The 24,596-nt window shown below is 65.3% G+C and carries 18 protein-coding genes, 1 other RNA gene and 3 pseudogenes; 11 read left to right on the top strand and 11 right to left on the bottom strand.

What is annotated here, in order from left to right:
* The first annotated feature begins 21 nt into the window (after positions 1-21).
* A protein-coding gene (locus tag ACCQ03_RS21615; RefSeq protein WP_223842567.1) for an IS3-like element ISXcd1 family transposase occupies positions 22-1,109 on the top strand; the annotation gives its coding sequence in 2 pieces (ribosomal slippage) (positions 22-274 and positions 274-1,109; 1,089 coding nt in all).
* 306 nt (positions 1,110-1,415) lie between these two features.
* Positions 1,416-2,387, top strand: coding sequence for an IS5 family transposase (locus ACCQ03_RS21610; protein ID WP_150147813.1), 972 nt, complete (start codon positions 1,416-1,418; stop codon positions 2,385-2,387).
* A gap of 71 nt (positions 2,388-2,458) precedes the next feature.
* On the opposite strand, the gene ACCQ03_RS21605 is transcribed toward ACCQ03_RS21610, so the two are convergent.
* The gene (locus tag ACCQ03_RS21605) at positions 2,459-2,695 is read right to left on the bottom strand and encodes a hypothetical protein (RefSeq protein ID WP_209226237.1); all 237 of its coding nucleotides are present in this window, start codon (positions 2,693-2,695) and stop codon (positions 2,459-2,461) included.
* Between the two features lie 481 nt (positions 2,696-3,176).
* Between ACCQ03_RS21605 and ACCQ03_RS21600 the strand changes: the two genes are divergently transcribed.
* Positions 3,177-3,794, top strand: coding sequence for an NAD(P)H-dependent oxidoreductase (locus ACCQ03_RS21600; protein WP_057678669.1), 618 nt, complete (start codon positions 3,177-3,179; stop codon positions 3,792-3,794).
* A gap of 246 nt (positions 3,795-4,040) precedes the next feature.
* Here the strand turns inward: ACCQ03_RS21600 and ACCQ03_RS21595 are convergent, their stop codons facing one another.
* On the bottom strand, positions 4,041-4,724 hold the full coding sequence (locus ACCQ03_RS21595; protein WP_081022958.1) for a hypothetical protein: 684 nt from the start codon (positions 4,722-4,724) through the stop codon (positions 4,041-4,043).
* Positions 4,725-5,324: 600 nt separating this feature from the next.
* Here ACCQ03_RS21595 and ACCQ03_RS21590 point away from each other — a divergent pair.
* Positions 5,325-6,404 carry an ATP-grasp fold amidoligase family protein gene (locus ACCQ03_RS21590; RefSeq protein ID WP_209226241.1) on the top strand — a complete coding sequence of 360 codons (1,080 nt, stop codon included), beginning with the start codon at positions 5,325-5,327 and terminating at the stop codon, positions 6,402-6,404.
* Positions 6,405-6,617: 213 nt separating this feature from the next.
* Here ACCQ03_RS21590 and ACCQ03_RS21585 read toward each other — a convergent pair whose 3' ends face one another.
* Positions 6,618-7,529 (bottom strand): LysR family transcriptional regulator, encoded by a 912-nt coding sequence (locus tag ACCQ03_RS21585; RefSeq protein ID WP_150147421.1) that lies wholly within the window; start codon positions 7,527-7,529, stop codon positions 6,618-6,620.
* Between the two features lie 125 nt (positions 7,530-7,654).
* On the opposite strand from ACCQ03_RS21585, the pseudogene ACCQ03_RS21580 reads away from it, so the two are divergent.
* Together ACCQ03_RS21580 and ACCQ03_RS21575 are read left to right on the top strand one after the other, a co-directional pair.
* A pseudogene (locus ACCQ03_RS21580) lies at positions 7,655-8,391 on the top strand (SDR family oxidoreductase).
* 59 nt (positions 8,392-8,450) lie between these two features.
* The gene (locus ACCQ03_RS21575; protein ID WP_057678664.1) at positions 8,451-9,350 is read left to right on the top strand and encodes an SDR family NAD(P)-dependent oxidoreductase; all 900 of its coding nucleotides are present in this window, start codon (positions 8,451-8,453) and stop codon (positions 9,348-9,350) included.
* A 42-nt stretch (positions 9,351-9,392) separates the two neighbouring features.
* Here ACCQ03_RS21575 and ACCQ03_RS21570 read toward each other — a convergent pair.
* From ACCQ03_RS21570 to trhA, 4 genes and pseudogenes are all read right to left on the bottom strand, one after another.
* A non-coding RNA gene (locus ACCQ03_RS21570) (sX9 sRNA) lies at positions 9,393-9,469 on the bottom strand.
* A gap of 60 nt (positions 9,470-9,529) precedes the next feature.
* Positions 9,530-9,827: pseudogene (locus ACCQ03_RS21565) on the bottom strand (type II toxin-antitoxin system RelE/ParE family toxin).
* Entirely contained in the window at positions 9,824-10,072 is a 249-nt protein-coding gene (locus ACCQ03_RS21560) for a type II toxin-antitoxin system Phd/YefM family antitoxin (RefSeq protein ID WP_057678663.1), read from the bottom strand. The pseudogene ACCQ03_RS21565 and the gene ACCQ03_RS21560 overlap by 4 nt, the downstream one beginning before the upstream one ends.
* A 66-nt stretch (positions 10,073-10,138) precedes the next feature.
* Positions 10,139-10,801: a PAQR family membrane homeostasis protein TrhA gene (gene trhA / locus ACCQ03_RS21555; protein ID WP_057678662.1), complete on the bottom strand. Its 663-nt coding sequence runs from the start codon at positions 10,799-10,801 to the stop codon at positions 10,139-10,141.
* Positions 10,802-10,978: 177 nt separating this feature from the next.
* Here trhA and ACCQ03_RS21550 point away from each other — a divergent pair.
* Both ACCQ03_RS21550 and ACCQ03_RS21545 read left to right on the top strand, forming a co-directional pair.
* Positions 10,979-12,760: pseudogene (locus ACCQ03_RS21550) on the top strand (DEAD/DEAH box helicase); the annotation flags it as partial.
* A 92-nt stretch (positions 12,761-12,852) separates the two neighbouring features.
* Positions 12,853-14,310 carry a ribonuclease H-like domain-containing protein gene (locus ACCQ03_RS21545; protein ID WP_209226230.1) on the top strand — a complete coding sequence of 486 codons (1,458 nt, stop codon included), beginning with the start codon at positions 12,853-12,855 and terminating at the stop codon, positions 14,308-14,310.
* A 487-nt stretch (positions 14,311-14,797) separates the two neighbouring features.
* Here ACCQ03_RS21545 and avrBs2 read toward each other — a convergent pair whose 3' ends face one another.
* Both avrBs2 and ACCQ03_RS21535 read right to left on the bottom strand, forming a co-directional pair.
* On the bottom strand, positions 14,798-16,987 hold the full coding sequence (gene avrBs2 / locus ACCQ03_RS21540) for a type III secretion system effector avirulence protein AvrBs2 (protein WP_209226225.1): 2,190 nt from the start codon (positions 16,985-16,987) through the stop codon (positions 14,798-14,800).
* 143 nt (positions 16,988-17,130) lie between these two features.
* On the bottom strand, positions 17,131-18,279 hold the full coding sequence (locus tag ACCQ03_RS21535) for an ROK family protein (protein WP_209226222.1): 1,149 nt from the start codon (positions 18,277-18,279) through the stop codon (positions 17,131-17,133).
* A gap of 110 nt (positions 18,280-18,389) precedes the next feature.
* Between ACCQ03_RS21535 and ACCQ03_RS21530 the strand changes: the two genes are divergently transcribed.
* Positions 18,390-21,047 carry a TonB-dependent receptor gene (locus tag ACCQ03_RS21530; RefSeq protein ID WP_209226217.1) on the top strand — a complete coding sequence of 886 codons (2,658 nt, stop codon included), beginning with the start codon at positions 18,390-18,392 and terminating at the stop codon, positions 21,045-21,047.
* Positions 21,048-21,057: 10 nt separating this feature from the next.
* Positions 21,058-21,843, top strand: a complete 786-nt coding sequence (locus ACCQ03_RS21525) for a DUF1868 domain-containing protein (RefSeq protein WP_057678656.1) — start codon at positions 21,058-21,060, stop codon at positions 21,841-21,843.
* Between the two features lie 137 nt (positions 21,844-21,980).
* Here ACCQ03_RS21525 and ACCQ03_RS21520 read toward each other — a convergent pair whose 3' ends face one another.
* Together ACCQ03_RS21520 and ACCQ03_RS21515 are read right to left on the bottom strand one after the other, a co-directional pair.
* Positions 21,981-23,111, bottom strand: a complete 1,131-nt coding sequence (locus tag ACCQ03_RS21520) for a saccharopine dehydrogenase family protein (protein ID WP_057678655.1) — start codon at positions 23,109-23,111, stop codon at positions 21,981-21,983.
* A gap of 88 nt (positions 23,112-23,199) precedes the next feature.
* Positions 23,200-23,766, bottom strand: a complete 567-nt coding sequence (locus ACCQ03_RS21515) for a hypothetical protein (RefSeq protein ID WP_057678688.1) — start codon at positions 23,764-23,766, stop codon at positions 23,200-23,202.
* Between ACCQ03_RS21515 and ACCQ03_RS21510 the strand changes: the two genes are divergently transcribed.
* On the top strand, positions 23,757-23,936 hold the full coding sequence (locus tag ACCQ03_RS21510; protein WP_057678687.1) for a hypothetical protein: 180 nt from the start codon (positions 23,757-23,759) through the stop codon (positions 23,934-23,936). The genes ACCQ03_RS21515 and ACCQ03_RS21510 overlap by 10 nt on opposite strands.
* Positions 23,937-24,596: the final 660 nt, after the last annotated feature.

The following is a 24,596-nucleotide window of genomic DNA, read 5'->3' as shown; positions in this document are numbered from 1 at the left end:
ACCCTTTTCCGAGGAGGTTCCATGAAGACATCCCGCTTCACCGACAGCCAGATCATTGCCGTCCTCAAGCAGGCCGAGGCCGGCACGCCCGTGCCGGAGTTGTGCCGGGAACACGGCATCAGCTCGGCGACGTTCTACAAGTGGCGCAGCAAGTTCGGCGGCATGGACGCATCGCTGATGTCCCAGCTCAGGGAGCTGCAGGACGAGAACCGGCGCCTGAAGAAGATGTACGCCGATGCCCAGCTCAGCGCCGACCTGCTGAAGGAGGCGATGGCAAAAAAATGGTGAGGCCATCTCAACGCCGGGAGATGGCCCGATGGGCCGTAGATGGTGGCCACACGAACATCCGGCATGCCTGCCGGACCTTTGCGGTGAGCGAGACCTGCTTTCGCTATCAAGCCAAGGCCAGCGAGGAGAACGCCCGGATTGCCGATTGGCTGGTGCGGTTGACCACAACCTATCGTGATTGGGGGTTCGGCCTGTGCTTTCTGCACCTGCGCAACGTGAAGGGCTTTGGCTGGAATCACAAGCGGGTGTACCGCATCTATCGGGAGCTGGAGTTGAACCTGCGGATCAAGCCGAAGAAGCGGCTGGTGCGCGAGCGGCCAGAGCCGTTGGCGGTGCCGGAGACGATCAACCAGGTCTGGTCGATGGATTTCATGCACGACCAGCTGGCCGACGGCCGCAGCTTCCGGTTGTTCAATGTGCTCGATGACTTCAACCGTGAGGGTCTGGGCATCGAGGTCGACTTATCGCTGCCATCGGCCCGGGTGATCCGCTCGTTGGAACAGATCATTGACTGGCGCGGCAAGCCAAACGCCATTCGCTGCGACAACGGCCCGGAGTACATCAGCGGCGCGCTGCTAGCTTGGGCACAGCAGCGCGGGATTCGGATCGAGCACATCCAGCCAGGCAAGCCGCAGCAGAATGCCTATGTCGAACGTTACAACCGCACCGTCCGCTACGCCTGGCTGGCCACAACGTTGTTCGACACCATCGAGCAGGTTCAGGACAAGGCCACGCGCTGGCTATGGACGTACAACCATGAGCGCCCCAACATGGCGCTCGGCGGTATCACGCCAGCAATGAAATTGGCGATGGCCGCCTAGCTCCACTTTTGGCGAACGCTCAAAGCGGGGGGATTACCGGGGAGCTTACGTTCACACCGACCGCTGCCAGCGTGCCAGGTCCTCGTAGAGACGCGAGGCGCTGCGCGCCGGGATGACCAAAGATTACCCTGGCTTCGATAACTCAATGGAGCAGAGATGGATCCTGGCTACTGCTTAGAGCTGGACTGATCTTTGGGAGATGAAAACGGCGCTTTCCAAGGTTGTAGCTGCGTCATTCCTAAGGAAACTCTGAACAATCCATCGTGATCTGCCACAATCGATCAACGACCCGAGTAGACGATTTCGATGCAGCTGACCTTCGGCGACGCGGAGTACAACGGCAAGCGCAAGCGGACGCGGCGTGAGGTGTTCTTGGCCGAGATGGACCAGGTCGTGCCGTGGAAGGACCTGCTGGCGCTGATCGAGCCGCACTACCCGAAGTCGGGGCAGCCGGGGCGACAGCCGTATCGGCTGGAGACCATGCTGCGCATCCACTTTTTGCAGCAGTGGTATGCACTGAGCGATCCATCGGCGGAAGAAGCGCTGTACGACACGGTGTCGATGCGCCGTTTCGCCAAGATCGGCGGGCTGGATGAGGTGCCGGACGAGACGACGATTCTCAACTTCCGCCATCTGTTGGAGCAGCACGATTTGGCGCGCAAGCTGTTCAATCGGGTCAACGCGCACCTGTCGCGCAAGGGGCAGAGCTTGCGCGGCGGGACGATCGTGGACGCCACGATCATCGCTGCGCCCAGCTCGACCAAGAACAAGGATGGCGAGCGCGATCCGGAGATGCACCAAACCAAGAAGGGCAACCAGTACTACTTCGGGATGAAGGCGCACATCGGGGTGGACGATGACTCCGGGCTGGTGCACCACGTGGAGTGCACGGCGGCCAACGTGGCCGATATCACACAAGCGCACAAGCTGCTGCACGGCAAGGAGGACACGCTGTGCGCGGACAGCGGCTACACCGGGCTTGAGAAACGCGAGGAGATGAAGCGCAAGCGCAAACTGCGCTACCTGATCGCGGAGAAGCCCTCGAAGCTGAAGCAGATTAAGAACAAGCGCGAACTGAAGTTGGCCAAGCGCTGGGAGCACACAAAAGCCAGCCTGCGTGCAAAGGTGGAACACCCGTTTCGGGTGATCAAGCGCCAGTTTGGCTACGTCAAGGTGCGCTATCGCGGTTTGGCGAAGAACACCGCACAGATGCTGATGCTGTTTGCGCTGTCGAATCTGTGGCTGAAGCGCAAAGAGTTCATTACCGCCGCGGGGTAGGTGCGCCCGTAATCGGGACGATACCCCGAAAAAGCGCCAAAAACGGCGAAAAACCGAGGATCTGAGCGCGGTCACCGCGACCGATATGGCTTACCACATCCTCCGATCGCGTTGTTCAGACCTTCCTTAAGCTCTTCATCGTCATTCATCAAAAAAGGATGCGACATCCATATTTCTTCCCCGCGGAAAATTGATTCCATCGTCGAAAGAGAAGTGTAGTGCGCGAGCAGGGGGCGTTTTGAAGGAAAGTGTTCATCCTCCTTCAAATCAGACCACAAGCCATCTACGCAAGCCTCAAGTGCGTCCATATAAGCTCCTGAAGGTTCAACTGTGTGACGCCAAGATTGAGCGGAAAAGCGAAGTCCTGCAAGCTGCGACTGACGAATTCCCTGCGGTCTAAAGGTTGAGACACAAAACGAATTGGATATTTGCTTTTGCGATCAGCTTTGCGATCACGGTGGTGACGATTGGCCTAACCACACGCCTGGTGAGATGCGGGGACCACACATTGCGTAGGCACTGGCGCCTGGCCTGCTGCTTTGCTTGCTTGCGTTGATGCCGCTATGAAGCAGGCTTCCGGTGGTGGCATCCCAAGCGCCTAGCCGGTGATGCTTGGGTGCACAGAGCTGCACTGCTGCGTTGCTTTTGAATCGGTAGGACTACACCGCAACGTTGCGGCCGTGTGCATGGATACCGGCTCGTGCATCAGCTCAGTCCGCATGGCATGCGTGTACGAGAGTCAACGAACGCAGGTACGCTACGGCGCTCTTTCGCTTGGAGACCCATGTGATGCATGCCTTGATTGTTGTTGCGCACCCGGATCCCCGCTCGCACACGCACGCAGTGGCTGCCCAGGTGCGCGATGCCGTGCTGGCATCCGATGCAACGCATACGGTCGAGGTTGCCGATCTGGCGCAGGAAGGCTTCGACCCGCGCTTCAACCAGGCCGATGTCGCACTCTTTCAGCAGCGCGCGGCACCCGCGCCGGATGTAGCAGCCGAACACGCGCGCCTGGACCGCGCCGATGCGCTGGTGCTGGTGTTTCCGATTTACTGGTGGTCGTTTCCTGCGCTGCTCAAAGGCTGGATCGACCGGGTATTTACGCTGGGCTGGGCGTTCGACGAAAGCGCCGATGGCAAGATCGTGAAGAAGCTGCAGCGCCTTGATGTGCACCTGCTGGCCATTGGCGGTGCGGACGAGCGCACCTACGCGCGGCACGGCTACTTCGGTGCGATGAAGACGCAGATCGCCCACGGCATCTTCGATTTCTGCGGGGCGCCGGTGCGCACCTCCGAGCTGCTGACGGTGCCGGATGCGGCCTTTCCGCAATCGCATTTCGACACGGCGCGGGCGATTGGCGCGCGGTTGTTTGGCGCAAGAGCCTCTGCCGGTAGCGAACCCAGCTGACTCCAGGCTGCAGCTGCTGCGTCATGATGACTGGCAGGCCCGACCAGCTGCCCGTATGCCCGTATGCCCGTATGCCTGCATGCCTGCATGCCTGCATGCCAATAACGCTCGCGCGTTGTGCCGTGGCTTGCACGACTGCAGCTCTACTCCTGACGTGCCACCGCATCACCGTGTACTGGTAACGCATGCAATCTAGGCAGCCACGCGTCCGGGGGCGTGCGGCAACGCGTCGCCCCCCGCCAGACATCACTCGAACGGCCGGGGAGAAGGCCTCTGGGATTTGGCAAAGGTCTGGTACAGCACTGCCGCACGCTCGTCTGCGAGGACGTTCTCGATGTCACTCAAGTCGCGTTGTGCAATCGCTGCCGATGCCTTGCGATCGCCCAGCAGATAGGCGAGCCGCAGATACGCCGCACTCTCGACCAGGTTCTTTTGCGGAGTGTCGCCGTTGTAGGCCTCGGACAGCCCAGAGTAGGCGTAGAGATTTCCGGTGGCTGCGGCCTTGCGCAATATCGCCACGCCGCTCTCGAAGCGGCCACTGAGCGCGGTCTTGCTGCCGTAGAGCACCGTGGCCGCCGGATTGCCCGCCAGCGATTGAGCCTGCAACTGGGCCTGATCCATCCTGCTCAAGCGTGCGTGCTCGGCCGGCGATGGGTAGCCGTGGGCGATCAGCCAGCGCGCTTCGGCCTGCGAGCTGGCCAGCAGCGGGCCGCCAGCGCTGCAGGCGTCTGAGCCGGGGTGGCACAGATATGGCGCTGTGTCGGCATGGGTTTGCGCTACACGCGCCGCCGGTGACCGCGACAGCTTGTTCGGTGCGCTGCCGTGGCCGGTGGTGCGCACGTGGACGGTAGGCGCGCTGGCTGAGGTCGTTTGCGCTGGCGGCGGCGTGTCGGTGCAGCTGCCCAGGGCCATTGCAGTGAGCGCGATCAATGCGGTGCTAGCGAATTTCATTGGGCTGTCCCTGGTGGCGTGCGAGACGTGCGGGGCGCACATGCCGCAGCTGCGTTGCTCCTTGCGCCTGCACCTTGCGTGGCAGCGATGACGCGGTCAAGTCCGCTGCACGCTGCTGTCGCCTGGTAGTTACGCCGTGCATCGCCCGTGGCACGTGGCGAAGGCGCAGCAGACGCACGTCGATCTGTATCGCAGCGTTCGCTGGCGGTGACGCGGGCTGACAGGCGGCCGAGTACGCGGCATGGGGCTGGCTGGCAGCGTTGAACGCTTTGGCCGTGCCCGCGATGCGGGGCCAGTGGCGTTGGTTCGATCGACGGCCGGTGGGTGGGTGGTGCCCCAGCTCTGGCGGTTGCTCTGGTGGTTGCCCTCGCGCCTACTCCCGCAATGCATCAAAGCGGACGCAACCGTGGTCGGATCCGGCATCGTTGGACCGAAAACGCGGCCGGATTTGCACAGTAGGGCGGCTTGAGACGTAATGTGACGCAGATCTGGCTTTTCTCGTATACCGTGGCGCCCATCACTGTAAAACGTGATGTGCATCTCATATTCGAGAAGGAGCTGGCCGTGACAGAGAACAGGATGGGGCTGCAAACGCAGCCGGTGGGTGGAGAGCGGGCGGCAGCCCAGCCATGGGCTGCACTGTTGCCGGGGTTGGCACCGCCCGCAGGCACTGGTCGCCCGGCAGCCCCGACGCGCACCGCGGCAGATGCGGCCAGCCTCAAGCGTCTGCTGCGCAAGGGCGCGCGCAGCCTGGTGCGCACCTTGCCCTGGCGGCATCAGGACCGGCTGTATTTCCTGCATACGTTTGGACGCCTGCCCGATCTGTACACACCCAAGTGCTTCAACGAGAAGATCCTCTACCGCAAATGCGTGCACGGTGATTACCTGCAATACCAGCGGTTGGCCGACAAGTTCGCGGTGCGGCCGTATGTGGCGGCCAGGATCGGCCAGGCGCATCTGATCCCGCTATTGCTGGACACCACCGATCCGCAGGACTTGCTGCGGTTGCCGCAGTGGCAGCAAACGGTGATCAAGGCCAACCATGGCGCAGCCATGGTGGAGGTGGTGCGCGAAGAGCCGGACGCGCAGCAGAAGCGCCGCATCATCGCGCGTTGCGGCCAATGGCTGCGCACCGATTTTTCCGACATGGTGCGTGAGATCCATTACCGCGATATTCCGCCACGCATCCTGGTGGAAACCTATATCGGCGATGCGCAGCAGGTGCCGGTGGATTACAAGTTCCACATGTTTCGCCAGACCGATGGCACGTTCAAGTACGTGCTGCAGGTGATCTACGGGCGCTTCGACACGCCGAAATTGGCGATGACGTTTTTCGTCGGCAACTTGCATGAGGCTTTTCACCGCATCCGCGACGACGGTCGCGCACCGCCGTGTGCACCGGAGCTGCTCGAGCAGGCGCTGGAACTGAGCAAGGTGCTGGCCAGCGACTTCGATTATGTGCGGGTGGATTGGTATATCCAGCACGGGCAGGTGTATTTCGGCGAACTCACCTTCACCCCCGGCGCCGGGTTGGTGACCGGTTTGGACCGTGGGCTGGACCGGATGATGGGCGAGATGTGGGTGCAGCGGCGCGCGCCTGAAGCACCGGGACTGCCGATGCGAGGGTTTGGTGTGGGCGGGCGCGTGCCACAGCGGTGAAGCGTCTGCGCAGGTGCACTGCGCAGGCGATGCCGATGCAGCGCGCCGTTGCATCGCCCGATGACTGCGGCGCTTCGGCATGCGGTGCACGCAGCCGATGATGTCTGGCAGCGATGCGGAGGGTGCAGGTTGCCGCCGCGCGGCGTGCTGCGGATATCACCAACCAGCTGCCGCTGCCACGCCGGTTACGCACTACAGAGCCCGCCGTTGCGCCTATCCAATTGGCGCAGCCACGCCCGCCTGTTTGGCAAATTCGCCAGCGGCCCAGTCCAGAAACACGCGCACCCGCGGCGACAGCTGACGGGCGCGGGAATACAGCAGCGACACCGGGTTGGACGGCGGCGGGGTATCGCGCAGGATTTCCACCAGCGTGCCTTGCTGCAAGTCGTGCGCCACATGGAAACGCGGCACCTGCGCGATGCCCAGGCCAAGCCGGATGCCGGCCAGATAGCTCTCGGTACCGGTGACGCTGAGCGGGCTGGGCAATGCGAAGGTGCGCAGCCCCTGCGCGGTCTGGAACTCCAGCGGGGTGACCACGCCGGTGGTGATCGAACGCAAGCCAACCATGCGGTGGTGGTCCAGCGCTTCCAGCTGCGCAGGCATGCCGAAACGTTGCAGGTACTGCGGCGTGGCGCAGGTGAGGCGTTCGAGCATGGCCACGCGGCGTGCGACCAGTTCGCTGTCGCGCAGCGGGCCATAGCGCAACACGCAGTCGATGCCTTCTTCCACCAGATCCACCCAGCGGTCGCTCTCGCTCATCACCAGCTGGATCTGCGGGTACTGCGCAAAGAATGCGGGCAAGCCGGGCAGCAGGAAGTGCCGCGCCAGCGTGCCCTGCACTTCCACCCGCAGCACCCCCTTGGGTGCCACGCCGCGGAAGCCGCCTTCGGCATCGTCCACATCGTCGAGAATGCGCATGCAGCGTTGATGGAAGAGCTCGCCATCGAGCGTGGGCCGCACCACGCGCGTGGTGCGCTGCAACAGGCGCACGCCCAGGCGCGCTTCCATCTCGGCAATCACCTTGGTGGCGGTGGAGCGCGGAATTTCCATGTCGTTGGCCGCTGCAGTGAAGCTGCGCCGCTCCACGATCCGCACGAACAAGCGCATGGCGTCGAACCGATCCATGGCACCCCTTGCCCACTGTTCGGGCGCTGGAAACAGTGCTGTGCAGTTTAGTGTGATTATCGTCGTGTCATTGCATTGGATAGTTTCCGCAACGCCGCAGCCCGCGGCATAACGGAAGAACATGCATGACTCAGCAGCAGAAAGTGGCATTGGTGACCGGAGCCTCGCGCGGTATTGGCGCTGCCATCGCGCAGCGATTGGCCGGCGATGGCTTTGCCGTCGTGCTCAACTACGCCGGCCATGCGGATGAGGCCGATCAACAGGTGCGCAGCATCGAAGCGGCCGGTGGCCGCGCGATCGGTGTGCAGGCCGATGTCAGCGACCCGGCCGCCGTCGAGCGCCTGTTTGCCGCCGCCGAGGCTGCGTTCGGCGGGGTGGATGTGCTGGTCAACAACGCCGGCATCATGCAGCTGGCCACCCTGGCCGACAGCGACGATGGCTTGTTCGACAAACACATCGCGATCAATCTGAAAGGCACCTTCAACACGTTGCGCCAGGCGCACGCCGGCTGCGCAACGGGGGCCGCATCGTCAACCTCTCCACCAGCGTGGTCGGCCTGAAGCTGGAAACCTACGGGGTGTATGCGGCCACCAAGGCGGCGGTGGAAACGCTGACGGCGATCTTGTCCAAGGAATTGCGCGGGCGTGCCATCACCGTCAACGCGGTGGCGCCTGGCCCGACCGGCACGGCGCTGTTCCTGGACGGCAAGTCACCAGAATTGATCGAACGCTTGTCCAAGGCCAATCCGCTGGAACGCCTTGGCTGCCCGGACGACATCGCGGCGGCGGTGGCGTTCCTGGTCGGCCCCGATGGCGGCTGGATCAACGGCCAGGTGCTGCGCGCCAACGGCGGCATGGTCTGACCCGCTGTGGCGCGCGGCAGTGCGCACGCTGCTGGTTTTCCCTTTCAAGGAGCACTGACATGAGCAAACGCATCCTGGTCACTGGCGCGTCCAGCGGCTTCGGCCGATTGGCCGCGCAAGCGCTGGCCGCCGCCGGCCACACCGTCTACGCCTCCATGCGCGATACCGCCGGGCGCAATGCCGGCGTGGCGCAGGCGATGGCCGAATTGGCGGACAAGCAGCAGCTGGCCTTGCACACGGTCGAGCTGGACGTGCAATCGCAGGCCTCGGCCGACGCGGCGGTGGCATCCATCGTGGCGCAGGCCGGTGGGCTGGACGTGGTGGTGCACAACGCCGGGCACATGGTGTTCGGCCCGGCCGAGGCGTTTACCGCCGAACAGCTGGCGCAGGTCTACGACATCAACGTGCTGGGCACGCAGCGGGTCAACCGCGCGGCATTGCCGCAATTGCGGGCACAGCAGCAGGGTCTGCTGGTGTGGGTGTCCAGCAGCAGCTCGGCCGGCGGCACACCGCCGTATCTGGGCCCCTATTTCGCGGCCAAGGCGGCGATGGATGCCTTGGCAGTGCAGTACGCACGCGAGTTGGCGCGCTGGGGCATCGAGACTTCGATCATCGTGCCGGGTGCCTTCACCAAGGGCACCAACCACTTTGCCCATGCCGGCACACCGGACGATGCCGCACGCGCCGCGGCCTACGCGGCCGGCCCCTATGCAGGTTTTGGCGAACAGGTGCAGCAGGCGTTTGCGCGCCTGGTGCCCGAAGACGCCGACGTGGCCGAGGTGGCGCAGGCGATCGTGCAGGTGGTGAACGCACCGTTCGGCAAGCGGCCGTTCCGGGTGCATATCGACCCGGCGGGCGATGGCGCCGACGTCGGCTTTGCCGTGCTCGACCGCTTGCGCGCAGAGATGCTGCACCGTGCGGGATTGGGCGACCTGTTGGCACCGCGCGTGGTGGAATGATGGGATGCGGCAGGCGCTTGGAGTGCCTGCCGGCCGTAGAGCGGCTAACAGACGGTGGCGAGCAGTGGTCAGCTGGATGTGGACGGCGCACTCACCACCGGAGTGTCGGCGTGGTGCATGCCGCACCGAGCACCGGCCGCGCCTGCCTGGCGGCTATGCCGTGGTTTTGTTGGCCGCTCTTAGCGTGAAAGACGGTTCCTGCGAAGCGCGCGCTCCCACCGCATGACGTGCACCACCACGATGCGCTGCCCATCCACGCGGTAGAACACGCGGCAAGGTGGTCGACAATCTGGCGATAGCTGGCGCGTGAGTTCCTGTGGCCGGCTTCCGCTGTCCGGGGCGTTCGATCAATTGCTCAACCTGCGCGAACACCCGTTTGACCCGCGCCGCTGCAGGGGGTGCGTTATCGATTGCGATGTAGTCGGCAATTGCGTCCAGATCAGCCAATGCCGGCACCGACCAGATTATTTCAGCTATCGCGCCATGCGCTGCCGTGCCTGTTCATGGCTCAGCGTACGGCCTTCCGCGACTGCCATTTCTCCACGGGCGATTCCTTGGAGAAGCGCAATGCGCTGCTGCATGCGCTCATCGCTGGCAACATCCACCAGATAGGCACTGGGTAAACCGTGCTGTGTGATCAGGATTGGCTCCTTGTCGCGCGCTGCAGCTGCAAGGAGTTCGGTCGCCTGACGCTTGAGCGTGGTGACAAGTTCGGTGCCCATGCAGTGACATTGCAGTATCACTTCGGGCGAGGCACGCGGCCGGCCCAAGGACGTCACACTGCGTGGTCACCCCTCGCCCAACGGCCGCAGGCACAACCAGATGGCGCACCAGTGCGACAGCGCGCCGCCCAGCACGTGGGCGTGCCAGATGGCGCGGTTGTAGACCATGGACTTGCGCACGTAGAAGCACACGCCCACCGTGTAGAACGCACCGCCGGCGACGATGAGCCAGAGCACCGCGCTGTCCAGCCCGGCGATCATCTGGTTGATCACCACGATGCCGGCCCAGCCCAGCAGCAGGTAGATCGCCACCCAGAAGCCCTTGGCGATGCCGGGCAGGCACAGCTTGGCGAACACGCCGAACAAGGCCACGCACCAGACACTGAGGATCATCACCCAGCGCCAGGTGCCGTCCAGTGCCACCAGGAAAAACGGCGTGTAGGAGCCGGCAATCATGACGAAGATGCCGGCGTGGTCGAACTTGCGCAGCATCGGCTGGCGCTGCGGTGGGGCGAAGTTGTAGGCCGCCGAACAGGCGAACATCACCAGCAGCCCCAGCGCGTAGATGCAGGTGGCCAGCAGCATGGTCTGGTTGGCGTGCGCGCGCACCACCATCCAGGCGCCGCCCACGATGGCCAGCAACAGGCCGGCGGCATGTACCGCGATATCGGCGCGGCGGGCAGAAACGGACTTGTAATGCGGAGCAGTGACGTTGGCAGGCACGGGCACGGCGTTTCTTCGATGTGGGGGATCCCACAGCGTGCAAGACAGCCGTGACGCTGTGGGGGCGACAGGATACCCGGCTTGCTGAATCCGCTCAGTGAGGCAGGCTGGGCGCAGGCGCGCCGGTCTCATACCCTGAGACATCCTTTTCGTTTGATCTCCCTCTTTGGGAGCCCTTGCCGTATGCCTCCGTTTGCCCTCGCTCCCCGCACCGAAACCGCCGAACGCGCACTGGCCACCACCGACGGCCGACCCAGCCGCGATGGTGCGCTGCTCACGCAGCGCCTGGAACGGCGTTACCACGACCGCATCACCGGCAGCTTCACCATTCCCGGGCGCGCGGGAAGCTACGCGCCGATCCCCGACGATGTGCCCAGCGCACTGGCCGATGCGCTGCAGGCGCGCGGCATCAGCCAGCTCTACAGCCACCAGGCCGACGCGTGGGCAGCCACCCAACGCGGCGAGCATGTGGCGATCGTCACGCCCACCGCCTCGGGCAAATCGCTGTGCTACACGCTGCCGGTGGTGAGCGCGGCGATGACCAGCGGCGCCAAGGCCTTGTACCTGTTTCCGACCAAGGCGCTGGCGCAGGACCAGGTGGCCGAGCTGCTGGAGTTGAACCGCGCTGGCGAGCTGGGCGTGAAAGCCTTCACCTTCGATGGCGACACGCCGGGCGATGCGCGCCAGGCGATTCGGCTACATGGCGATATCGTGGTGAGCAACCCGGACATGCTGCACCAGGCGATCCTGCCGCATCACACCAAGTGGGCGCAGTTCTTCGAAAACCTGCGCTATGTGGTGATCGACGAGATCCACACCTACCGCGGCGTGTTCGGCAGCCATGTCACCAACGTGCTGCGCCGGCTCAAGCGCATCTGCGCGTTCTATGGCGCCACCCCGCAATTCATCCTGTGCTCGGCCACCATCGGCAACCCGCATGCGCACGCGCAGGCCTTGATCGAAGAGCAGGTGCATGCCATCACCGAGTCCGGTGCGCCCACCGGCGACAAGCATGTGCTGTTGTGGAACCCGCCGGTGGTCAATGCCGATCTGGGCCTGCGCGCCTCGGCGCGCTCGCAGAGCAACCGCATTGCGCGCATCGCCATCAAGAGTGGGCTGAAGACGCTGGTGTTCGCGCAGACGCGGCTGATGGTGGAAGTGCTGACCAAGTATCTGAAGGACATCTTCGACCACGATCCGCGCAAGCCGGCGCGGATTCGTGCCTACCGCGGCGGTTATCTGCCCACCGAGCGCCGCGAGGTGGAACGGGCGATGCGCGCCGGCAACATCGACGGCATCATTTCGACTTCTGCGTTGGAACTGGGCGTGGATATCGGCGCGCTGGATGTGGTGATCCTCAACGGCTACCCCGGTAGCGTGGCGGCCACCTGGCAGCGCTTCGGCCGCGCCGGGCGGCGCCAGCAGCCGGCGCTGGGCGTGCTGGTGGCCAGCTCGCAACCGCTGGACCAATACGTGGTGCGGCACCCGGATTTCTTCGCCGATGCCTCGCCCGAACATGCGCGCATCGCGCCGGACCAGCCGCTGATCCTGTTCGATCACATCCGTTGCGCGGCATTCGAGCTGCCGTTCATTGCCAGCGAGCCATTCGGCCCGATCGACCCGCTGGTGTTCCTGGAAGCGCTGGCCGAAAGCGAAGTGATCCACCAGGAAGGCGACCGCTGGGAATGGATCGCCGACAGCTACCCGGCCAACGCGGTGAGCCTGCGTTCGGTGGCCGACGGCAATTTCGTGGTGGTGGACAAGAGCGATGGCAAGCAGCAGATCATCGCCGAGGTGGATTATTCGGCCGCTGCGCTCACCTTGTACGAAGGCGCTATCCACATGGTGCAGAGCACGCCCTACCAGGTGGAGCGGCTGGATTGGGAAGGCCGCAAGGCGTACGTGACGCGCACGCATGTGGACTACTACACCGACAGCATCGACTACACCAAGCCGAAGTCGCTGGCACTCACGGTGCTGGCGTTGTTGTTCGATGCCGATGCACCGTTGCCACATGCCATGCAGGTGGACGACGACCTGGCGCTGGACGTGCTTGCATGAGTGTGAGTGCGGACCGGCTGCGTTTGTTGCGGCGTCAGGCCGGGCAGGCGGATGTGCCTGCGCCGGTGAAGGATGGCGATGGCGATGCGCTGCACGATGCGTCGGCAGTCGATGCGAAGGCCGCGGATACCGCGCCTGTCGGTGAGCTCGCGCAGCCGGCGTCCGGCGCGGACACGCAGGGCGCCTTGCCTGCGCCTGGTCATGCGCCGGGCGTCAGCGCCGAACGGCTGCGCCTGCTGCGCCGTCAGGTTGGCGGGCTGACGCCTGCCGCGCGCAACGACGATGCGGTCATGCCGACACGCGCACAGCGGGCGGCGGTCTCCAGCACCGCGTCACCTGCTGCGCGCTTGCCGCTGCGAGAGAACGCAGCTGCAGGTCATGGCGCGGCGGCCGGCGGCCCTGACGCGGCGCGCGCCGCATCGACGCTCGCCCGCCGCGCCTTGCAGTCGCCCGTGCCTGCGCCGCCCGCGCGCGACGCATCGGTCTTTGCGTGGGTGGAGCACGATGTGCGCCACAAGCCGGCACTGCCATCGAATGGTGATGTCGATGCAATCAGCGCCGTGGCTGCCGATCGCGCACGCCACTGCCCGACAGCGCGCAGCACAACGACCGCGGCGCCCGCGGCGATGTCGCTGGCACATCCGGCGCAACGCCGCACCGACATCGCCGGCTTGCGCAAGATGATCGGCCTGCGCGAACGCGCGGTCTCGGCACATGCACCGGTGCGCGCGCCATCCAGCGACCGATTTCTGCCTGGCAACGAGATGGCGCCCGGCCTGCATCTGATCCAGGCGTTCCTGCCGCAGGCGATTCCCACACAGGCGCTCTCGCTGGCCTTCGCCAAACGCGACGATGCCGTCGACCCGATGGACCTGCTGTTCTTCGATACCGAAACCACCGGCCTGGCCGGCGGCACCGGCACCCGTGCCTTCATGATCGGGGTGGCCGATTGGGTGGTCGATGCCGCGCAAGGCAGCGGCCTGCGCGTGCGTCAATTGATGATGTCCACGATGGCGGCCGAAAGCGCGATGCTGGATCTGTTCCGCACCTGGCTGACACCGCGCACCGTGCTGTCCAGCTACAACGGCCGCTGCTACGACGCGCCGCTGCTGAAGACGCGCTACCGCCTGGCGCGTCGCGGCGACCCGATTTCTGCACTGGACCATGTGGATCTGCTGTTCCCCACCCGCCGCCGGTATCGCGGCATCTGGGAGAACTGCAAGCTGTCCACCATCGAGCGGCAACTGCTGCGCGTGGTGCGCGAAGACGACCTGCCCGGCTCCGAGGCCCCGGCCGCCTGGTTGAGTTACCTGCGCGGCGGCAGCGCGCGCAACCTGCGCCGCGTGGCCGAGCACAATCACCAGGACGTGGTGACGCTGTCGCTGCTGATGCAACGGCTGGTGGCGGTGGACGCGCAGGAGCGCAATGCGCTGACGTTGGCGTGCACGCCTTGACCGGTCATGCGATTTGGGTGGGGAATTAGTTCGGGGCAGGATGTCGGCCGGACTTGCCCCACGACAGGGCGCTTGACGCACGCTGCGTGCAATCCACGACCACCCGTCCGGTCATTCATTGCGGCGTGTTGAGCCACGTGGCGCGCCAGCCATGGGCGGATGTTTGCGGTGGACGACACGCAACGCCGTGATGGCGCACTGCAGGCGGCTGCGGGTCATTCCGATAAGACCACGCAGCCACTTCCATCGATGAATCGACGGGAGGCAACGGCGGATGCGTACGCAGGTAACGCGGCGCCGCACGCCGCGGCACGTGGACGCAGGGCACTGCCTCGCGCCTGATCAGCTGCACCATCGCTCCCGGCGCCGGCTTGCCGGTGCAGGCGCGTGATCTCTCGCAATCCCTGACGCTGCCCGGGCGTGGCTTGGGGCGTCTGCATGCCGCCCCAAGCGCTCAACCTGCCAAACGAAGCGGTGGTTGGAAGGTTCAATCCGTCTCGGTCTGCCTGGCCTGCTCATTGAGATAGTGGGTCACAGGCACGCCACGGTATTTGTCGGTCAACAAGCCAAGCGCTTCGGCGTGCTTGTCCAGCGCACGCACTGCTGCAGGGTCATTGACCATGTCTGCGGTGCGATCGTGTTGTTTGCCTTCGCGAACCGCGGCGATGTGGTTCGGATCGGCGGGGATGGAGCTGGCCTGGAATTGCTGGGTTCGCTGCTTCACGATCTCCGCGTCCCGGTTGATGTCGATGGGCGTTTCCGGCGGCACGTCGAGTTCGTTGCCGGTATGGCCCCGGGCCAGCGTGCGGTTTTCCAGGATGGCGAGCAATTCCGCCTCGGGCTGATCGGTCAACAGGCTTTCGCCATCGTCGCGAAACGCGCCGGCCGTGGTGCGCTTGACGCCGAAGTCCTCGTTGGTGAGCTTTTGGAGTTCACCGAAGTTGCGGTAAACGTAGTAGTCCTTGTCGTGATTGGCGCGCGGCACGGAAAAGTCCTCATACCGGTAGCTCACCGAATACGCGGCCTTCGCGTAGGCCGAGTCCGGCTGGCGCATCCGCGTCCGCGCCATTTCCATGGCCTTGCCGGCATCGCTGTCGTCGGTGGCCACCGCCTCCACGATCACCGGGCGCATCTTGGTCCAGCTATCCAGCCACTGCATTGCGGTGTCTGCGAGCCCTGCGGCGCCCTGCTCATTGCTTCGAAAGAAGCCGCGCAAGCGCTCGTCGTTCAACATGCCCTGGCTCAAGACCGGCACCACGTTGATCTTGGCCAGCAAGCGGTCCAGCGCGGCGCGGCGTGGCGCATCCTGCGAGTGCAACGGGTTGATCTGGTAGTGCTTGTACAAATTGGACAGGAATTGGTCAAAGCCGCCCGTGTAGTACTTGGCATAGACCTTGATCGCCGCAGCCTGGCGCAGGTCCGGCCGGCGCATCAGCAGCATCGCCACCGCTTCGCCGGTATTTTCCTTGCAGTCCAGCGCCACCGACATCGGCTCGGGCTTTTTGAGCACGTGCTCCAGCATCTGCTCCACACCGGCGATGGTCTGGTCGGTCTTGACGTAGTTTCCATCAGACGGGTTGCGAATCACCAACGGCATTTCACGCAGCTCGGCAAACGGCACCTGCGACACCAATCGGTTCTGCGGGTCACCTGCCATGCGGCCGATGCTGAAATCGTGCATCAACACCGGCACGCCATCGGAACTGACTTCGACGTCCAGCTCCAGATTGCGGTAGCCCTGCTCGTAGGCATGATCGATGGACGCCAGCGAGTTTTCCGGAATGCCGGCGTGATTATCGAACAGCCCGCGATGCACCATGACGTCCTTTCCGAACGCACGCGTGCTGGGTGCTTCGAAGTAGTGGTCGTGCACGAGCGATTTTCGATGATTGCGCAACAGCGCTTGCTTGCCTTCCAGCAGACGATGGTCGTTGGCCTTGAAGAACCCGGCACCACCGTCGCGGGCCGGCACCTCGTGGCCGTGGTAGCGCGCGGCTTGCTGCAGCTTGCGCCGCCCCGGCGTGCCTGCGGCAGGCTGCAGCCAGTCCGGCGTCGCCAGCCCGTGGCCGGAGAGATTCAACTGCTTGCCAAGCGCGGCAAGCGCCGCGTCGCTGAAGGTGTCGCCAGGCGCAAACGCGCGTTGCAGGTTGAAGATGATGCGACCTTGTTGTGCATCGATCAGCACCGGGCCTGCCGCCGCACGTGCGCGTGCGGGCAGCCCGCGCGACATGACATTGAAGGCGGCGGTATCCAGATACACCGGCTCCAGTGTCCCGGCGGCAAAACGTGCCGCAATGCTGTCGGGTTTGGGCGCCGTATCGGCCTGCGCCAGATGCGTGGCAAGCTTTGTTTGCAGTGTCTGGACGGTGATCTGGCGCGCCTGCACTTCGGCCAGGCGCTGCTCGGAGAATTCGCTATCGAGCGCCACCAGCGCCGGCCTGCCAGTCATCGCGCTGCCGTTCAACGGCACCAGCGGGGGCATATTGCCGACGCGGCGACGCGGCCTTTCTCGCAGTGGCGGGGTGTTGCCCGGCATGTGCGGCACCTGCGTCGGGCTGATCGCATTGGTGTGCGTCGGGAGTGCCGGCGCAGCCGTGTGCGCGACAGAAGGTTGCAGAGGACCGATACGCATGATGACCTCGAAAATGCGGCGGGCGGCCAGTAAAGCGCGTGGCATATGACAATTCGCAATTTAGGCGAAAAGTACCGCCCGGATGCGAAACGATGCCTGCGTTGCGCGCGTTGGCAGGCGTGCAGCGCAGGTCTTGTTTGAACGCGTTACCCAGCACTTGGCGCGTATATCGCCGCGCATGCGGTGCGCTAGAACAGTGTTTCCTTGAACGGCAGCATGGCCGCGCCCAGCACGGTGGCATGCGCCGTCACCTGCCCGACCTGCAGCGTGGGATACGGCAATGCAACGCCACGCCGCGGCGCAGGTTCGAAGGCGATGCGGGCGATCAGCCGTTGCGCAAGATCGGTTGGCAGGCGCGCGCCAAACACAATCACACGCGGATCGATCAACGCAATGATCGCCGCCACCGCAAGCGTCACGGTCGGCTCCACTGCATCCAGCCACGCATCGATCTGCGGCCACGCCGCATCGTAGTGCTGCAGCATGGTGTGCAGGTCCGGCAGCGCGTGGCCATCGGCGACCAGCGCCTGGCGCAGGCTTTCCAGGGTCGGCCGCGCCATGCCGGTGATGGCCGAAATGCGCCCCAGTTCGCCCACATTGCCGTGTGCGCCGCGGCGCACGTTGCCGGCAGCAATCACGCCGGCAGCAAAGCCGTCGGAGATCGACAGATAAACCAGGTCCGGCGATTGGCGGCCAATGCCGTACACGGCCTCGGCCAGGGCGGCGCAATGGGCGTCGTTGTCCATCCAGACCGGTAGCTGCAGGCAATCGGCGACAAACCGGTCCAGTTCCACCTGCATCCATTCCGCTGCCAGCGACAGGGGCGGATTGACCCGGGTGCCGTCGCCGATGCGCGGGCCGGTCATGCTCAGACCGACGCCGAACACATGCTGCCGATCCACGCCGGCCGCCATGAGCAGCGCCTCCACCAGGGCCGGCAGTTGTGCACGCACCGCCGCCAGCGTCAGCGGGAAGGCCGTGAGCTGGCGCATGCCGCGGACCTGGCCGGCAAAGTCGATCAGCACCACCGCAAAGCCATCGACCATCACCGACACCCCCACGCTGTAGGCATACCCCGGCACCAGGCTCACCTGCGCGCTCGGTTGGCCACGGCCACGCCGCAGCGAGGGCCGCAGCTGCAGCAGGCCGTGCGCCACCAGCGGGTCGACGATGCCCTTGATGCCGGGCACGCTGAGCCCGCTGGCGCGCGGCAGATCCGCACGCTCGAATTGCCCTGCCCTGCGGATCAGATCCAGCAGCAGGCGCTCGCTGGAACCGGCGGCCTGCCCATCGCTGCGACGACGGTAATGCGAACGAATGGCTGCGTTTGCGAACAAAGAGGGATGCAGGGCGAAACGTCCGTCGTTGTCATAATTGCTTTAATTAAGCAGCTTAATTTAATCCGTCCGCGGCCCTGCGTTGGGGCCACCGACGTTGATATCGTGCCATGCGCCTGTTGCATTCCCCGTCCCGCCCCCCTTGCGCTGCCCCGTCTTGCCCACCGCCTCCGCATGCGCTGTCGCTTGCGCTGGGGCTGGCCTTGATCGCCTGGCTTCCTTCGTACGCCACCTCCGCCGACATGTCCGGCGGAGGCGACGCGCTGACCCTGGACGCGGTGCAGGTGCGCAACCCGTTCCAGTCGCAGAACACGCGCGCCATCGCCACCAAGCAGGCGGCGCCCACCATCGTGGATTCGGTTGCCGCCGACAGCATCGGGCAATTGCCGGACTTCAATGTGGGCGATGCGCTGCGCCGGGTCACCGGCGTGAGCACGGTCGAGTACCAGGGCGAACCACGCTATGTGACGGTGCGCGGCCTCAACGGCAACTACAACAGCATGCTGATCGACGGCTTTGCCTTCGCCAGCAACGACATCGGTAGCCGCCAGGCGCTGATGGATGTGCTGCCGGCCAACTTCGTGGACCGCATCGATGTGGTGAAGTCGCTGCTGCCGGAGAACGATGGCGGCGCGATCGGTGGTGTCACCAATCTGGTCACCGCCACCGGCTTTGCCCGGCCCGATGGCCTGCTGACCGCCTCGGCCAAGGGCGGCGCCAACCTCATGGGAAGCCGCTATGGCGGCCGCACGCCGGTGGGCGAAGGCGAGCTGAAATGGGGCAAGCGCTTCGGGCGTGACGGCCAGTTCGCGTTTTTGGGCGCGGCCAGCGTCTGGCGCCGTGAGATTTCGGTGCCGCAGCAGGAAAATGGCGGCGCCCTGAACTGGTACAACGCCGCCGGCACGCGCGCGTCGTCGGCCTATGGCGGCACCGGGGCGGCGGTGCCCAGCGAACGGCGCTGGTACAACTACGACAACACCCGCGAACGGCGCGGTGTGACCGCACGCGTGGATTGGCAGCCGGATGGTCCGCTCAGCGGCCATGTGTCCGGATACACGTTCAACCAGCACGAATCTTCCGACCGCAATGCCCAGGTCGCCCAGGTGCAGAACAGCGCGCGCCTGACCCGCAGCGGCCCGCAAAGCGGCACGCTGGACAATCTCAACCAGCTCGTCGAGTTGGGGCAGCTGCGCTGGAAGCGCGGGCTGTCCGGCATCAACGGCGAACTGCTGGCCGAGCTGCCTGACCAGTGGCGCGGCGCGCTGCGCGCAAGCACCTCGCGCGCCACGGTGGACAACCCGCAGACCTGGGACCGCTTCCAGCAGAACCGCCTGGCTTACGGCTTCGATTGGAATGGCACCCTGCCGGCATTCACGGCCCTGGATCCGGCCCTGGCCGACGACCCGACCCGTTACGCCAACCTCAACCACCAGCAGGAGCGCACGACCTACGCCGAACGGGTGAGCGACCTGCAACTGGAGCTGCGTCGCAACATGGACGAAGACAGCCAGGGGCTGGGACTGGCCTTTGGCCTGCGACAGGTGCGCACGCACATGCAGACCGCGTTCCAGCGCACGACCTGGAGCGGGTTGCCTTATTCGCTGGCCGATGTGCTGGGCAACCCCACCTGCGCCCTGGGTTGCAATGCGCCCATGTTGATCATCGACCCGGACCTGGCCGATGCGCGCTGGGATGCGGTGTCCGACCAGGCGCGCGGCGTGGCGGACATCACCGCGCAGAACAGCGGCACCTACAGCGTGGATGAGCAGGTGCGTGCCGGCTTCGCACAAGCACAGTGGCGCGGCGAGCGCTGGCGGTTGTCCGGCGGCGTGCGCCTGGAGCAGACCCGCTTCGGCAGCAGCGGCCAGCAATTGAGCGGCAGCGTCTGGGCGCCTGTCAGTGCGCAACGCACCTACCGCAACTGGTTGCCATCGCTGGCCGGCCAGGTGCAGACCAGTGCCAACGGCACGTTACGCTTCGGCGCCTCGCGCTCGATCGGGCGACCGCGCCTGGACCAGATGGCGTTGAACGGCGGCGTGCTCAGGTTGGGCAGCAACCCGCCCACGCTCAACCAGGGCAACCCGGACCTGCAGCCGCGTCGCTCGCAGAATCTGGACCTTGGCCACGACTGGACGTTCGACGACGGTGGCAGCCTGCTGTCGATCGCGCTGTTCCACAAGACCATCGACAACGAGATTTTCCGTTACGGCCAGCTGCAGAGCATCGACGGCGAGCAGGTGCTGGTCACCCAACCGCGCAATACCGACCGGCCAGTCCGCATGCGCGGCGCCGAACTCGGCGCGATCAAGGAACTGGGCCCGTGGCTGCCCGCACTGGCCGGGCTGTCGGTCGGTGCCAATGTCACCTTCCTGGACGTGGACTACCCGGTGGTGCTCGGCGACGGCAGCCGCACCACCTTGTCGGTGCTGCCGCAACAGCCCAAGCAGCTGTGGAATCTGACCCTGAACTACGCCCGTGGGCCGCTGCGCAGCACCCTGGCCTGGAGCCGTACCGGCGAGCTGTGGGACGACCGTTACCCCAACTACAGCAACCAGCAGGAGTTTTATCGCAACCGCTACCAACAGCCGCTGGACCGTCTCGACCTGAAACTGGCCTGGGATGTCTCGCCGGCAGTGGCAGTGAGCCTGGATGTGCTCAACCTGACCGGCCAGGGCTACGAATACCGCATCGGCCGCCACCAGGAATACGTGCAATCGGCCTGGAAAATGGCACCCACCGTGATGCTCGGCATCAACGTCAAACTCTGAGGCTTTTCCCATGTCGTCGCTTCTGGACACACGCATCAGCCGCCGCCACCTGATGGCCGCCGCCGGCACCTCGCTGCTGGCCACCGGTCTGCCCACGCTGGCCATGACGCCGTCACCAGCGGATGTGGGCCGCAAGTTTCTGCGCTCGCGACGGCCGATGCCGTTTGCCGGCAATACCTTTGTGGGTCATCTGGAACAACAGGGCGATGGCTACGACAGCTTCGACCGCGTGCTGAACATCTACCGCCAGTTCCCCGAGCAGCGCTTTGCCCACAAGTTCGCCCTGTTGCCGCCGAGCAGCTACCACGTGACCTTGTTGGGCGGGGTCAATGAGATCGACCGTGCGAGCGGGCCCTGGCCGAACGATCTGCCGCGCGACCATGCCTTGGCCGATATCGACGCGGCCTATCTGGCACGGTTGAAGGAGCGCGCCGCGCCGCCGCTGGGCGCGTGCCGCTTCCTGGTCAACCCGACCGCAGCCAAGACCGGCATCAACGACAATCTGCTGATTCCGTTGAAGCCGGCCGACACGCAAACCGCGCAGCGCCTGGAAGCGGCGCGCCAAGCGCTGATGCAACTGACACGCTTGCAACGCCCCGACTACACCAACTTCCAGTTTCATATTTCGCTGGCTTACCTGTGCGACACGCTGGATGCGGCAGAGCAAACGGCGTATCGCACGGCGGTGCGCGGCTGGCTCACGCAGCTGGCAGCCGCGGGACCGATCACGGTGCGGCGCTTTCATTTTTGTACGTTCAAGGACATGGACGCGTTTCGCACGGTGTACGAGGTCTGAGGTTGCGTTGAGACAGCGACGCAGCGCCGTGTGCCGGCTACGTGGTTTCAAGACTTCCCGTAGCGCACCGAGCGCTTCGTTTCCGCCTGGTGTGCTTGGCGAGGCCGGGCGCTGCATTTGTGCTGCGCATCGCCCGGTTAGCGCTGCGCTTGCGTCACCGCCGTGGTCATCTGCCACGCGGCAAATTCCTGCTCGAACTCGGCCAGCGTCAGCAGGCCCATGCAGGCATGCGCACCGATCGGCAACCGATGCCCGGCAGCAAGTTTGCGTATCAGCAAGACAGTGGCGAAACAGGGAATTTCCGGGCCGTGCAGCATCGCTGCGGTGAGGTCCCAATGCAGCACCAGCGGGCGGCTTGCCCCGTGCGTGCCATCGCAGCTGCCGCGTAGCTCTACGCGCATGCCGCCCAGATCGGTGCCGAAGCGGTCGAACCAGCGCCCGGCGTTGGCAAATACAGCGGCCAGGCGCTGCATCGGTAGCGGCACGCCGCGTTGACGTAACCAGGCAACGCCGGCCAGGCAGCGCTGCAGCAACGGCACTTCCAGCGCCGCACGAAATTGCACGGTCTGCACGCCGGGATAGCGCTGCGGCAACAGGTCGTGATCGGGCACATCGCACGGCGAGGCCAGGCGTGGGGCGAGCTGCGCGAAGTGCACGCGCGTGGGACACGCCCAGCCCACCACCTGCTGCCAGCGACCGCCCTGCCACCAGGTGAACGGCGTGCCGCAATACGACAGCACCGCACGCACCGTGGCCAGGCCCAACGGCGTGCCCTGTGCGGGCGCAATGACCATGCCGATCTCGTGCAATGCCGAAAAGCGCGGCAACAGCGCATCGATCACCGCGCTGGACAACGCCGGCAAGGTACTGGCGCCGCTGATCGCCACGCGCTGGGCCTGGCGCGCGACGGCATCCATCGCTGCGGTAAAATCGCGGACGAAGGCGCGGCCATCGGCCAGATCGATGTAGTGCATGCCGGCCTGCAGGCAGCAGCGGGCCACCGCGTACTCCTGTCCCTGGAACGGCCCGGCGGTATGCACCACCGCATCGGCACCGGTGGCCGCCAGCTGCGCGGCAAAGTCGCTGGCATCGATATCCAGGCGGCATGTGGAGATGCGGCCAGGTGCGGCACCCGGCCATTTGCTCGCTACATCGCCCGGATGCCGCCCTGCCGCGATGACATGGATCTGCGCCGTTGCCGCCAGCGCGCGCACGATGCGTGCGCCGAAATGACCGAAGCCACCCAATACCAGTACCCGATACGTCATGGCCTGCTCGCCGCCTGTGTCTGCGCACAGTATCGGCGAAGCGCACCGTCATCTGCGCTTGCGCTGTTGCGTGACCGGCACTGTGCAACTAAGTGCCGAGACGGGTTGCCAGACCGCTTCTCAGTGCTTCGCGCAGTACCTTCAATGCCTGCTGCGTGGCCAGCCTGGACGCACCGGCCTGCTTGCTTGCCAGCACCGCCTGCTGTTGCGCCAGTGCCTGTTGCTGGCTGGCCAACGCCTGCAGGGCATCGGGGGTTGCAGGCGGCTGCGCCGCGGTGGAGGTCATGGCCGGTGCCGTGCGTGTCGAGGCCTGCAGCAGGCGCGGCTCGGCGTGCGCAGACAGTTGCGCGGCGAGTGCAGCCTGCCGTTCGCTCAAGGCCTGCTGACGTGCGGCCAGTCTGGCTTGAACGTCGGCCAACTGCTGGCTGCGCAGATGCGCAGCAGCCAGCCGATGGAGCAAGGTTGGATCACGCACCAGGTACTGCTTGCCATCGGCGCGAAACCACAGCACGCGTCGTCCATCGCCAGCGTAGCGGCGCGCCGTGCGCAGATCATCGGGCGTGCCATGCATCACCTCGCGATCGCCATGCGCCAGCACGTAGGCATCGCCTTCGCCCTGCGTATTTGCAATGGCATGGCCGCAGGATGTCTGCATGCCCATGCGCGGCCGCGCCGGTGCAGCCGCTGCAGTGGGAGCGACCGGTGTTGCTGGAAAAATGGCAGGTGCAGCAGGTGCTGCGTTGGCCGCGCGCGCTGCTGGTGCCGCCCGGGCACCGGCCACGGCAAGCGCCGGTGCCATGGGAGCGGTCGGCGCCAGCGCAGTGATCGCAGGCGCGCGCGCTGCGGCGACAACAGGCGCGGTTCGTGCCACGGTCATCTGCGGTGTGACCGGCGCAGCCGTTGCGATGCCACTGGCAGGCAAGACATCGGCAATGGATGCAACCGGCATCGTTGAAGGCGCAGAAAGACCCGCAACTACCGGCGCAGCAGGTGCGGGGCGCGCGCCGATAACCATAGGCACGGCAGAGGCGTGTGCGATGGCCGCGCTGCCGGCAACGGCCAACAGCAACGCCGAACGCAGGCACAGCACGCGGGAAGTGGTCTGGATCATGTGAGATCTCCACGAAAGAGCACAGCAAGTTGAGTGCCGCCTGAGCAGTGCGCATCGGCGGATGGAAACAGCGATCACGCGGCCACGGCGTTGCCGACGCTGCAGGCGTCGTGACGCAGGAGTGCCGGGCTGTGGCGAGCCCGTGTGATGCGGATACTGCCGTGACCATGCGATGCCAGCGCATCGCGCCGGCAGGTGCTGACATCAAGAACTGCGCGGAAAAACAGCAACAATGGTGGCTTCACTCACCGCCCGGTGGGTGCGGCCGATGTGCTGCGTCGGCATATCCCGCGCCTACGCTGCGATGTGCGATCGCGCTGGCCACGCCCACCCGACGACTGCTCGCTACGTTCTGTTCTCCGCCGTGATTGCGG

Source organism: Xanthomonas sp. NCPPB 3569 (assembly GCF_041475645.2).
In the GTDB taxonomy this organism is placed as follows: Bacteria; Pseudomonadota; Gammaproteobacteria; order Xanthomonadales; family Xanthomonadaceae; genus Xanthomonas; species Xanthomonas phaseoli.
Note: the sequence above shows the minus strand (reverse complement) of the source record. Positions and strands in the feature narration are given on the sequence as shown.

Bases quoted from the DNA above. Each gene is read 5' to 3' on its own strand.
- ACCQ03_RS21610 (WP_150147813.1), top strand. From the start codon at position 1,416: ATGCAGCTGACCTTCGGCGACGCGGAGTACAACGGCAAGCGCAAGCGG.
- ACCQ03_RS21605 (WP_209226237.1), bottom strand. From the start codon at position 2,695: ATGGACGCACTTGAGGCTTGCGTAGATGGCTTGTGGTCTGATTTGAAG.
- ACCQ03_RS21600 (WP_057678669.1), top strand. From the start codon at position 3,177: ATGCATGCCTTGATTGTTGTTGCGCACCCGGATCCCCGCTCGCACACG.
- ACCQ03_RS21590 (WP_209226241.1), top strand. From the start codon at position 5,325: ATGGGGCTGCAAACGCAGCCGGTGGGTGGAGAGCGGGCGGCAGCCCAG.
- ACCQ03_RS21585 (WP_150147421.1), bottom strand. From the start codon at position 7,529: ATGGATCGGTTCGACGCCATGCGCTTGTTCGTGCGGATCGTGGAGCGG.
- ACCQ03_RS21575 (WP_057678664.1), top strand. From the start codon at position 8,451: ATGAGCAAACGCATCCTGGTCACTGGCGCGTCCAGCGGCTTCGGCCGA.
- ACCQ03_RS21560 (WP_057678663.1), bottom strand. From the start codon at position 10,072: ATGGGCACCGAACTTGTCACCACGCTCAAGCGTCAGGCGACCGAACTC.
- ACCQ03_RS21545 (WP_209226230.1), top strand. From the start codon at position 12,853: ATGAGTGTGAGTGCGGACCGGCTGCGTTTGTTGCGGCGTCAGGCCGGG.
- avrBs2 (WP_209226225.1), bottom strand. From the start codon at position 16,987: ATGCCACGCGCTTTACTGGCCGCCCGCCGCATTTTCGAGGTCATCATG.
- ACCQ03_RS21530 (WP_209226217.1), top strand. From the start codon at position 18,390: ATGCGCCTGTTGCATTCCCCGTCCCGCCCCCCTTGCGCTGCCCCGTCT.
- ACCQ03_RS21525 (WP_057678656.1), top strand. From the start codon at position 21,058: ATGTCGTCGCTTCTGGACACACGCATCAGCCGCCGCCACCTGATGGCC.
- ACCQ03_RS21520 (WP_057678655.1), bottom strand. From the start codon at position 23,111: ATGACGTATCGGGTACTGGTATTGGGTGGCTTCGGTCATTTCGGCGCA.
- ACCQ03_RS21510 (WP_057678687.1), top strand. From the start codon at position 23,757: ATGTCTGCATGCCCATGCGCGGCCGCGCCGGTGCAGCCGCTGCAGTGG.
- ACCQ03_RS21515 (WP_057678688.1), bottom strand. From the start codon at position 23,766: ATGCAGACATCCTGCGGCCATGCCATTGCAAATACGCAGGGCGAAGGC.